We start from the raw sequence: 10,995 nt of genomic DNA on the forward strand, positions 1-10,995 counted from the left end.
TGTAGGTGTATCTGTAGATTTATCAAGTACACCTACAGCAGTTGACAAAGGTGCTTGAACCACAGTATCTCCCACATATATCAGCTTTAAAGGCACCCCTCACTATACCACCTTAGAGTAAGTTGGCTAGTGAGATCTACTACCCCAACTAAAAATTTAACCTTTTCTTAATTATAATTTAACCTAATGCTTAACCTACTCTTGATGGTGGAGCGGTACACTCCGGCTGTGACGCCTAAAAAAATCAAGCCAATTCCATGTTGTCTCAAAAGAATAATTTATTCTCAATAGCATTGATCACCTCCTTAGCCGTGGGGATTACCTCCTGTGGTGGTTCAACCCCCACAGCTACAGTTAAGGTAGATGGTTCCAGCACCGTATTTCCCATCTCTGAGGCAATGGCGGAAGAGTTCCAGAAAGCCAATCCGGGAGTCCTAGTTACCGTCGGTTTCTCTGGTACTGGTGGTGGATTCAAGAAGTTTTGTGCTGGAGAAACGGATATTTCCAACGGCTCCCGTCCGATCAAAGAATCAGAAATAGAACTTTGCAAGAAGGGAGGAATTGAGTACATCGAATTACCCATCGCCTTTGATGGACTCTCTGTAGTAGTTCACAAAGAAAATAACTTTGCTAGCTGCCTAAAAATTTCTGAACTCAAAAAAATGTGGGAGCCAGCAGCTCAAGACAAAATCAAAAACTGGAAGCAAATTCGTCCTGGTTTCCCTGATAGCAAACTAGGACTTTATGGTCCAGGAACTGACTCCGGAACCTATGACTACTTTATGGGAAAGACAGTTGGTAAAGACAAGGGCTCTCGGGGCGACTATACCGCTAGTGAAGATGACAATTTGCTTGTTCAAGGGGTATCTACTGATAAGGGTGGACTAGCCTTCTTTGGTTACGCCTACTACGAAGAAAACAAAGATAAACTCAAACTTTTAAAGATTAATGGAGGAAGTGGTTGCGTTGCCCCTAGCACAGCAACTATTGCTGATGGGACTTACAAACCTCTAGCTCGCCCAGAGTTTATCTACGTCAATAAAGAGGCTGCAACTCAACCTGAAGTTAAAGCATTTGTAGAGTATCAGTTGGCAGCAGCAAATTCCAAATTAATTTCAGAAGTTGGCTATGTTCCCATGCCAGAAGATATTATGATGCTGGTGAGGAAGCGCTTTAGCGACGGCAAAGTTGGTACAGTCTTTTCTAATGCTCCTAAAGGCTCCAAAGTGAAACAGCTATTGATGAAAGGGAAATAAATAATAGTAAAGGATGCATTAAAGGATGAAGGCTGAAGGCTGAAGGCTGAAAAGAACCAAGTTGCTAAGTCACCTTGTAAGTCACCTTGATAGATATCACCACTACACCTATGAGTAGAATTATTTCATTCCTCACACTTGATTCCTCACACTTCATCCTTCATCCTTTATCCTTTATCCTTCACACTTGATCCTACCCTAAGAGAACGCTATCAGGCGAACACACTTGCTCCTTCAAACTTGCTCCTTCACACTTAATACTTTACTGATGTCTACCACTCCCTCATCTTTTGAGTCATCAGACTCTGAGATGTTTCGACCAAACCGGCAGTTAAACAAGCGGGTAGAACTGGTAGTCAAAATAATTTTTGCTACCTTTGCCTTTGTTTCTGTCGCAACTACCATCGGCATTGTTCTAACCCTAATATTTGAAACAGTAGCATTTTTCCAAGAAGTATCACTCTGGAAATTCCTGACTGATACAGCATGGACTCCCTTGTTTCCTAATCCCCAGTTTGGCATTTTTGTGCTGATTAGTGCCACCTTCCTGACTTCTGTAATCGCCCTGATGGTGGCATTACCCCTGGGATTGCTTGCAGCTATCTACTTGAGTGAATATGCATCTAGTGGTATCCGTCGCTGGCTCAAACCTGCCCTAGAAATATTAGCAGGGGTTCCTACAGTGGTATTTGGTTACTTCGCCCTGATGGTAGTTAGCCCCCGCTTAAGAGATTGTATTGGTCTTATTAATTGGGGTATAGCATTTATTGGTCGGGTTATACCATTTATTCCCGAGTCATTTGCTATTCCCGAGTTAAAAGGATTCAATGCCTTAAGCGCTGGGATTGTTTTAGGAATAGCCATTATTCCTATGATAGCTTCCCTCAGTGAAGATGCTATCTATGCTGTACCCAATAGTTTAAGACAAGGTGCTTATTCCTTGGGGGCAACTAAACGAGAAACCATTATCGGAGTAGTAATACCAGCAGCATTATCTGGAATTGTTGCTTCCTTCGTACTAGCGGTTTCCCGTGCTGTGGGTGAAACCATGATTGTTAGCATCGCTGCTGGTCAAAATCCCACCTTGGGACTGAATCCCCTAGTACCAGTGATGACCATGACAGCCTATATTGTTCAGGTCAGCTTAGGAGATACACCAGCAGGTTCCCTAGCCTACAAAACTATTTTTTCTGTAGGTATGACCCTGTTCTTACTGACCTTAGCCCTAAATATCTTTAGCTTTTGGTTTGTCCGTCGCTTCCGGGAGAAATACGACTAATGGCACAAGACCTAAAACCTCTAGGAGACGATTCCTCAGGTTACTTCAATCTTGCGCTACCCAAGCGCTATAACTTTGATAAAATCTTCGCCTTTGCTGCCTGGCTTGCCATCTTTTTTGGGCTAGCCATACTCGCCGTATTGCTGATTGAAGTTTTTAGGGATGGTCTGCCCCGGCTCGATTGGCAATTTATCAGTAGTCCTCCCTCCCGTAAACCAGACCAAGCTGGTATTTTTCCTCCTTTAATCGGTAGTGTGTGGCTATTGCTGATAACAGCAATGGTCTCTTTTCCCTTGGGAGTAGGGGCAGGGATTTTCTTAGAAGAATATGCCACTGACAACCTATTGACCAAGATTATTGAAATCAACATCGCTAACCTAGCTGCTGTACCTTCAATTATTTACGGCTTATTGGGTTTACAAGTTTTTGTCCGGTGGTTGGAACCCATTACTAATGGTAGGAGCATACTAACTGGTGCCCTAACCCTGTCCTTGTTAATTCTGCCCATCATTATTGTTGCCACCCGTGAAAGTCTACGGGCAATTCCCAATAGTTTGCGTCAAGCGGGTTATGCCTTAGGAGCAACTCGCTGGCAAGTGATTCGAGAGCATATTTTTCCTCTCGCTTTACCTGGTATCCTGACAGGAACCATTTTGGCACTGTCAAGGGCAATTGGGGAAACTGCTCCTTTGATTACTATCGGAGCCTTGAGCTTCATTACCAGGCCGCCAATGAACCCACAAGATCCATTTACTGCACTGCCAATTCAAATTTACAACTGGATCTCTCGTCCCCAAGAAGCCTTTCACATTAACGCGGCAGCGGGAATTGTGATGTTGATGATAGTGCTGTTGGTCATGAATGCCGGAGCAATTTTCCTGCGCAATAAATTCCAAAGCAATAGATAAAAAGTCAATATACCCACTATTAAAAGACAGATTCAAAGGGATGGTAAATTTTTCAGTTTTGATTTCAAAAGTTGACAATTCCACAGAAGATTTAAATATGAATTATAACCAAGTTATGGACTCCACCACTTCGTCTGTAGAAGTACAATATCCGGTTTTACGGGCTGAAAAAGTTTCCGTCTACTATGGATCATTTTTAGCAGTCAAAGATGTCTATTTAGATATTCCCAAAAACCAAGTTACCGCCTTTATCGGACCCTCTGGTTGTGGAAAAAGCACCTTGTTGCGGTGTTTTAATCGCTTAAACGACCTGATTCCGGGAGCACGGGTGACAGGTAGAATTACCTTCCATGGCGAAAATCTCTATGATCAAAAGTTTGACAACAGCATTGAAGAAGTACGTCGCCGCATTGGGATGGTATTCCAAAAGCCAAACCCTTTTCCCAAATCCATTTATGAAAATATTGCCTTTGGAGCCCGGATTAATGGCTATCAAGGGGATATGGATGAATTAGTGGAGCGCAGTCTTCAACAAGCTGCCCTCTGGGATGAAGTCAAAGATAAACTAAGACAGAGTGGTCTGTCTCTATCTGGTGGTCAACAACAGCGTTTGTGTATTGCTCGCGCCTTAGCCATTAAGCCAGAAGTGTTGTTGATGGATGAACCGTGCTCCGCTCTTGACCCCATCTCCACCCTCAAAGTGGAAGAACTAATGCACGAGCTCAAAGAAAAATACACCATTGTTATCGTTACCCACAACATGCAACAAGCTACCCGAGTAGCAGACATGACCGCTTTCTATAACGCTAGGGCAACGGAAACAGGTGGTAAACAAGGCTATTTAGTAGAATTCAATAGAACTGAAGTCATCTTCCAAAATCCTCAGCAGGAAGCAACTAGGGACTATGTGAGTGGGCGTTTCGGCTAAATCCCCCCAACATTTTCCCCTAACATCCAACGAAACCTTGGGTTTTAAACCCAACTCATCGGAGATTTGAGATGAGACTACACATCCCATGGCAACACGCCCGTGGGATTTTTTTTCTGATGGGGATGATCCCCCCAGTACCAATTCAAGATAGGATCAAATCTGATTATAAAATTGGATTTGTTGTCAATCATGCGAATAAAGCGCTACTTATCAGGTTTTATTGCCCTGGTACTGGTTATGGTTATCGGTTTAACTGGTTGTGCCTCAAGTGGTACAGGCTTAACAGGAGATTACCGTCAGGATACAATAATTGCTCTACAAGAATTAAGACAAGCCCTTGAATTACCAGAAGATTCACCAGATAAGACGGCAATTCGTGAAAAAGCAACTCTACTGATGAATGACTATGCTTCGCGCTACCGCAGAGATAGAGCTGTGTCTACCCTTAATTCCTTCACTACCATGCGAACTGCTGTCAATTCCTTGGCTGGTTACTACAGTTCCTATCCCAATCGCCCTTTACCAAAAAAGGTGAAGAATCGTCTAGAGCAGGAATTTTCCCAAGTAGAGCGTTCTCTCAAACGGGGCGCTTAAGCTGTCGATACCTCGCCTAGAATAGGCGAGGCATAACCTGGATTAACAAAAAACTGGGAGTAGAAACCTGTCCTATCTTCAGGTTTCTTGAGAACATCCCAGGTAAGGGAGGGTAGGATTATCGATGATCTAAAACTATTAGCCAATTCTTTCCCTGCTCCTGTCCTAACTCTCGTAATCAGTAAAAATTTTCCGGAACAGTTGCTAAGACAGCTGAAAACCTTTAAAGGTAATCCCAGCCGTTAGCAGTTAGCAGTTAGACTGGTTATTATAGGGTTTATGGCTACTACTAGGGTAATGGTTCACTAATAATCGACAATAATCAAAGTTGACAAACTAAATGATATATGCATCAACGACAACGATATAGATTTCCCTATAGATTTACTTATATATTTACCTCTCCTCCCTCCCTTGGTGTTTCCCTTTCTATCCCTAAACTATATAATAACTAGGTGACATACTCCCAAACTGACTCTGCTCTTACAGAGCCGCTCCGCGAACGAGTTCAGTTTAGGCTTCTTGCCAACTCCACCCAACGGTTAGGATACTCGACAAGCTTTATTAACGACACGGGATGCCCCTCCGCACCGGAACCATACAACTCGTTCTATTTTTTAGGCACGCAGGTGGCGGTTAGCTCTTAATTTGTCTTCCCTGCTATGTTCATTATAGATGAAAATAAAAAAAACAAAGTTCAGCCTCCGCCATTCATCCCACGCCGACATGCAGGTGCGTACGTGGGGCTTCTGGCGGCTCAAGCTAAAGCTAATTTTAGAAAAAATCATAGTTAAAAACCCCTGTGCAATAACGATGGGGATGAAAGCGATGCAGCGCGGTCTTGGGGAGCCAGTGCGGTCTTGGGGGTTCCCCCCATGAGCAACTGGCGTGGTTTCCCCCATGAGCGACTGCATCAAGACAACGAGTTAGTGAATTGCTCACCCTCTCGTAGTATCCGTATAGAATCCCTGATCCTGCACCTGGGGGAGATTTCAAAGATATTGAAGCAATCGGGGATGAGTTAACTGGCTTTTGGCTAACTTTCTGTTGTTTTGTAGTGTTTCTAGGAATGTATAACAGTTTTGGTAAACGGAGGCAACACCGACAAGGTCTACATCGTAGCTTGATTGCCACCTTTGCAGTAGGAAGTAGTCTTTTGAGTCAGTGTTGGTTTGTACCAACCGCTGAGGCAAAAACAAAAGCTTATTGCCACTTTACTCAGGAAGCGATCGCTCAAAAAGAAAGCTTAAGAGTTAATTCGTTAAAGGACAACTCAGACTCTAAAATCAGCTACCAAACCATTATCCAGGAACACGCTAGTTTCTTACAGCAGTGTCGTTCCCAAACCTGGCCGCAAAATCAAGCAATTTGGGTGCGCTTATATCCCTGTGATGCTCGTCCTGGAGCCCTTGAGGAAACCCTCGACCGTATTGTGAACCAAGGCTACAATCAGGTCTACGTTGAAGTATTTTACGATGGTCGCGTCCTGTTACCAAAGTCAGATAATCGTACTCCTTGGCCGTCAGTCATACAACAACCGGGGACTGAGAACGTAGATTTATTAGCCCAGGCGATTCAAAAAGGTCGTGAGCGGGGTTTGCAGGTGTATGCCTGGATGTTTACGATGAATTTTGGTTATACCTACGGTCATCGTGCTGAGCGGCAACAGATTCTTGCCCGCAATGGTCGGGGAGAGACCAGTTTGTCTGTAGTTAAGGATGGCTCTCAAGTATTTATCGACCCTTACAACCGACAAGCCCAGGTAGACTACTATGAGATGCTTAAGGGTGTATTAAAGCGACGCCCCGATGGGATTTTATTCGACTACATTCGCTATCCCCGTGGTTCAGGTTCCCAGTCTGTGGCCAGCAGTGTCAAGGATCTTTGGATTTACAGTGATGCAGCTAAGCAAGCTCTCTATCAACGGGCTGGTAACAATCAAGGTAAGGAGCTAATTCGGCGCTATCTGAGTAAGGGTTCCATTAGTGCTAAGGATATAAAAGCTGTCAAAAAGCTCTACCCTGATGAAAAAACTCCCCTGTGGCAAGGTCGCACTCCTTCCCCAAGAGAGAGTACTCGAACTATACAATGGCAGTTATGGCAACTAAGTGTTGCTCACGCTGCCCAGGGGATATTAGACTTTCTTAAATTAGGCGAATTGGCAGCAGAGCGAGCTGGGGTACAAGCCGGTGCAGTGTTTTTCCCCGATGGCAACCAAGTTGTAGGTCGCATGGGTTATGATTCCAGACTACAGCCTTGGGAACATTTTCCCCGTTCCCTGGAATGGCATCCCATGTCTTATGGTGTTTGTGGTCACACCGGTTGTATTGCCAATTTAGTCAAACGGGTGTTCAAGTGGGCCTCGTCGGAAACAGACGTAAAACCAGCATTAGCAGGAACTTGGGGAAGATCCATAAAAAATCGTCCTTCCCTAGAAAACCAGATGCAGGCATTGCGCCGAGTGACACCACAAATCAACTCAGTCAGTCATTTTGCCTTCTCTTGGCAAAATCCAGAATTTGACCGCGAGCGAAAGTTTTGCAGATTATAGCAGTTCTCAATTGGCTAAGGTACTTACGCCTTTGGGGTTCATGGCAGTAGGGAGTAAGGAGCTTAGGCGCGGGAAGGGGGCTGATTCTCAGCAGCCCCCTCGACCTCTGGTTAAGATTTGCCTAATTGGGATAGTTCTGATTAAGCAGTTACTAATTCGGGTTCAGGACGCTTGCTGTTACGAATACCGCTAATTGCCTCTGCGTAATCTGGTGCCTTGAATACAGCTGAGCCAGCCACAATCGCATTCGCTCCGGCTTCTAGCACTTGCCAGGTATTGTTGACTTTGAGTCCCCCATCAACTTCAATCCAAGGAGAAAGACCACGCTCATCACACATCTGACGCAGTTTGCGGATTTTTGGTACAACTTCTTTGATAAAGCTTTGACCACCAAAGCCAGGATTGACGCTCATAATCAGGATCAAGTCACAGACTTCTAGGACGTACTCAATTAAATCCAAGGATGAGGAGGGGTTAAGTACAACACCTGCTTGCTTACCCAATTCTCTAATCTGACAGAGAGTGCGGTGCAGATGGGGTGAAGCGTTGTGTTCAGCATGAACGGATATAATATCAGCCCCTGCCTTAGCAAAGTCTGCCACATACTTTTCTGGTTCCACGATCATCAAGTGGACATCCAGTGGCTTTGCGGTAATCGGGCGAATGGCGCTAACAACTAGAGGACCAATGGTGATGTTAGGGACAAATCTACCATCCATGACATCAACATGAATCCAATCAGCGCCTGCGGCATCCACAGCCTTAATTTCTTCTCCCAGTCGGCTAAAATCAGCTGACAGGATAGAAGGGGCAATAACAACTTGGTTTTCGGATAGGGTGTTGCTCATGATTGGAGGTGTTCTCCTGGAAGCTTATTTTTTAGCATTTTAACAAAATCTTTAGATTTTCCCTAACGAGTTGTTGTAATGCTGACCTACTTAGTGAGCACTGGTCACCAGACCAGTGGGCTATAAATCAGCCCATACCTACGGATGCTCACCCCTAGCAGGTCATGATGAAACTTTTGATAACATGGGCAACAGTTAGTCAGTCTGTCATGTTATGCAGCTGCCTTGCTAAAACGATAGAATATCCTGCTTTAATAGAATTTTGGAGGAAATATGACTTCAAATCCCCAAGCATCTGCATATACTCAGAGCAGCACCAATGAAACTACCCTTGAGGATGAAAAACAGCTGAAAGTAGACCTCAAAGTTGACAAACCTGGTGCTATAGCTAAACTCACTGCTCCTGAGCCAGGACTGACCCAACCGTGGCAAGAATGGTTGCAAACTCTTACAGACATTTTGTCACAATTGCCGGAATATATAGGCGGATTTGTTAGCAATTACCAAAAACCCTTGCTTACCATTGGTCTTTTGCTCGCTGGGTTCATGACTGTTAAGATCACTTTGGCGGTGCTGGATGCCATTAACGATATTCCCCTGATGGCTCCGTTGTTTGAATTAGTTGGTATTGGCTATACCATCTGGTTTGTAGCTCGTTATCTACTCAAAGTTGAAACACGCCAAGAATTATCAGGAGAGATTCAATCCCTTAAAGGTCAGTTTATAGCTAAAAAGTGATATCTAGTGTGGTGGCATTAGCCCTGGTCAGGTGAGGAGTATGAAAAATAGGGCATGGACAATTGTCTAAATTGCTTTCCATGCCCTATTGTAGTAGATTAGTTTTACAGTAAATTATTTTTACACTAAATTACTGTTTTAAATTGGTGTTGTTTGGCTGTAGCTCCTTGTCGCTATACTAATTAATACCTATAACTTATAAATAATTAGCGCGATTGATTGGATAATAAAATTCAAACCTCAACTTGCTGAAGCACTGCGCAGCGCTTGAGCTGCTAGATAGAGTTTGTTCCATTCACCCATAACCTGGTTAGTTCTCCAGTTAAGATCGTTAGCGATCGCTTCGAAGGTCTGACCAGCTTTGATCTTATCCAGCAACTGCTGTTGTTCAGGGGTAAGTTTCTGCTGATATTCTTGCCATTGCTTTGGGGTTAGTCCAAAACTGTGCTCAGTATAGGATGTTTCCAACCAAGTGGCTACTAAGTCTGGCTTACCTTTTACCCCATTGATGGAAAAGACACGAGTGGCATGGTAGCTAATTTTTTCCCGTAGACGATAGACTTTCTTGATCGGCCAATCTAGGCGACGAGCGATCGCCTCTTGAGATTGACCTTGCAAGTAAAGTCGCAGCCATTGGGCCGCCTCAGACCCTAAGTTTTTCTCTAAGTAAGCCTCAAATTCTTTAGATACGGAGATCCTTAGGCTTTGTTTCTCTTCCCAAGCCTGCTTATGTTGATAATTAGTAATGGCTTGGTTATCCAATAGACTCACTGGTGCATCGGCTTCGCCTTCCGGGTTGATTGACTCTGACACTAAACGTACCATGTCTCCTTCCGGCACATGGGTCATCCCGCCACGTTGAGACCGACGCAGAAAGTTGACAAACCGATAGATAATTAAGGGCTGGTTGCGAATCGGGCGCAGACAATACTCTTCAAGAGTAGTTAATAATAAAGCATTGCGCAGCGGTTCTTCCTTGGTACATTGTCTAATCCAGGCAATTTGCTTTTGGATATAGCGATCGCTATTTAATAATTCCTGAATCACTTCTTGGAGAACATCCACCACAGCTCTTTGGCGATCGCGACTTAGGGATACCCAAGTGCGGATTTTATTGCGTAAGGTAACTAGACTAGCTAAGCGGGTGGTCAAATTGCGATAGGAACGTTCTGGTGGCACGCCCAAGTAACGCTGTCGCAAAATTCTGTAACGATACTCCATTGCTTGGACAGCGATTGCCAGTTGGCTCTGAGTGAGGGTGTCAAACCCCTCTTTATTTTCTCCAATTAACCACTGTACAATACTGGAGCTGGTGGCTGGATTTTGGTTTGGACAGTCACTCAACAAGCGTGACTGCCATTCTGTTTCGAGTTTGTCCGCCAACTTTGCCATGACATTGCACTCCTTGGATCCCTGTTTTAAAGTTTGCATGACAACCCTCCCTGTTTCTACTCACTCGAAGTGGGTAGTGACTGCTCTCTATTTGACCACTAATTCCTAGGTATTGGAAGTGATCAAACTCCCATAACTACGCTTACGAAAGTCACACCAGTAGGGTGATAGATAGCACGCCTGTCTGGAGATCTAGATCGTGTTTAGATGTGTTCTAGATCACAAGCCCTAAATAGACTTCTGGGACACCCAGCAAGTTTTACCTTCGTAAACATGGGATAGCACCACTACTATTTAGATATCACTGAGAATGATATGAATTATGCTGATAGCAGCCAATTGATATACCGTCACAGTATTTTCACAAGTATTTATCAGGCTTTTAGTCATTTGGTGTTTAACTGAGTCGTCTACCCTGATAATCTAACCCTGATGATTTAGCTGAGTACACCCGATATCCCGGTAGCTCTTGACCTTAGGGATTACTAGTTAACATAA

At 44.2% G+C, this 10,995-nt stretch carries 10 protein-coding genes; 7 read left to right on the forward strand and 3 right to left on the reverse strand.

Annotation, left to right across the window (positions count from 1 at the left end; all coding sequences use genetic code 11):
- Positions 1-257 precede the first annotated feature (257 nt).
- The 5 genes from F6J99_RS33490 (at position 258) to psb27 (ending at position 4,968) form a co-directional block, all read left to right on the forward strand.
- On the forward strand, positions 258-1,256 hold the full coding sequence (locus F6J99_RS33490; RefSeq protein ID WP_293119546.1) for a PstS family phosphate ABC transporter substrate-binding protein: 999 nt from the start codon (positions 258-260) through the stop codon (positions 1,254-1,256).
- 268 nt (positions 1,257-1,524) lie between these two features.
- Positions 1,525-2,535 (forward strand): phosphate ABC transporter permease subunit PstC, encoded by a 1,011-nt coding sequence (gene pstC, locus F6J99_RS33495; protein WP_293119548.1) that lies wholly within the window; start codon positions 1,525-1,527, stop codon positions 2,533-2,535.
- Positions 2,535-3,443, forward strand: coding sequence for a phosphate ABC transporter permease PstA (pstA, locus tag F6J99_RS33500; RefSeq protein WP_293119550.1), 909 nt, complete (start codon positions 2,535-2,537; stop codon positions 3,441-3,443). The genes pstC and pstA overlap by 1 nt, the downstream gene beginning before the upstream one ends.
- Positions 3,444-3,558: 115 nt before the next feature.
- Positions 3,559-4,371: a phosphate ABC transporter ATP-binding protein PstB gene (pstB, locus tag F6J99_RS33505; RefSeq protein ID WP_293119552.1), complete on the forward strand. Its 813-nt coding sequence runs from the start codon at positions 3,559-3,561 to the stop codon at positions 4,369-4,371.
- Between the two features lie 192 nt (positions 4,372-4,563).
- Positions 4,564-4,968 (forward strand): photosystem II protein Psb27, encoded by a 405-nt coding sequence (gene psb27 / locus F6J99_RS33510; protein WP_365974783.1) that lies wholly within the window; start codon positions 4,564-4,566, stop codon positions 4,966-4,968.
- Positions 4,969-5,585: 617 nt separating this feature from the next.
- Here the strand turns inward: psb27 and F6J99_RS33515 are convergent.
- A complete protein-coding gene (locus F6J99_RS33515) occupies positions 5,586-5,870 on the reverse strand; it encodes a hypothetical protein (protein WP_293119554.1) in 285 nt (94 codons plus the stop codon).
- Positions 5,871-6,037: 167 nt separating this feature from the next.
- Here F6J99_RS33515 and F6J99_RS33520 point away from each other — a divergent pair, with 167 nt between their 5' ends.
- Complete coding sequence (locus tag F6J99_RS33520; RefSeq protein ID WP_293119556.1) at positions 6,038-7,519, forward strand: family 10 glycosylhydrolase; 1,482 nt, start codon at positions 6,038-6,040, stop codon at positions 7,517-7,519.
- 140 nt (positions 7,520-7,659) lie between these two features.
- On the opposite strand, the gene rpe is transcribed toward F6J99_RS33520, so the two are convergent.
- Positions 7,660-8,367 carry a ribulose-phosphate 3-epimerase gene (gene rpe / locus F6J99_RS33525; protein WP_293119558.1) on the reverse strand — a complete coding sequence of 236 codons (708 nt, stop codon included), beginning with the start codon at positions 8,365-8,367 and terminating at the stop codon, positions 7,660-7,662.
- Between the two features lie 273 nt (positions 8,368-8,640).
- On the opposite strand from rpe, the gene F6J99_RS33530 reads away from it, so the two are divergent.
- A complete protein-coding gene (locus F6J99_RS33530) occupies positions 8,641-9,105 on the forward strand; it encodes a CAAD domain-containing protein (protein ID WP_293119560.1) in 465 nt (154 codons plus the stop codon).
- 240 nt (positions 9,106-9,345) lie between these two features.
- Here F6J99_RS33530 and F6J99_RS33535 read toward each other — a convergent pair whose 3' ends face one another.
- On the reverse strand, positions 9,346-10,536 hold the full coding sequence (locus F6J99_RS33535) for a HetZ-related protein 2 (protein WP_293119562.1): 1,191 nt from the start codon (positions 10,534-10,536) through the stop codon (positions 9,346-9,348).
- Between the last annotated feature and the right edge of the window lie 459 nt (positions 10,537-10,995).

The sequence above is a fragment of the Moorena sp. SIO4G3 genome, from assembly GCF_010692305.1.
In the GTDB taxonomy this organism is placed as follows: domain Bacteria; phylum Cyanobacteriota; class Cyanobacteriia; order Cyanobacteriales; family Coleofasciculaceae; genus Moorena; species Moorena producens_A.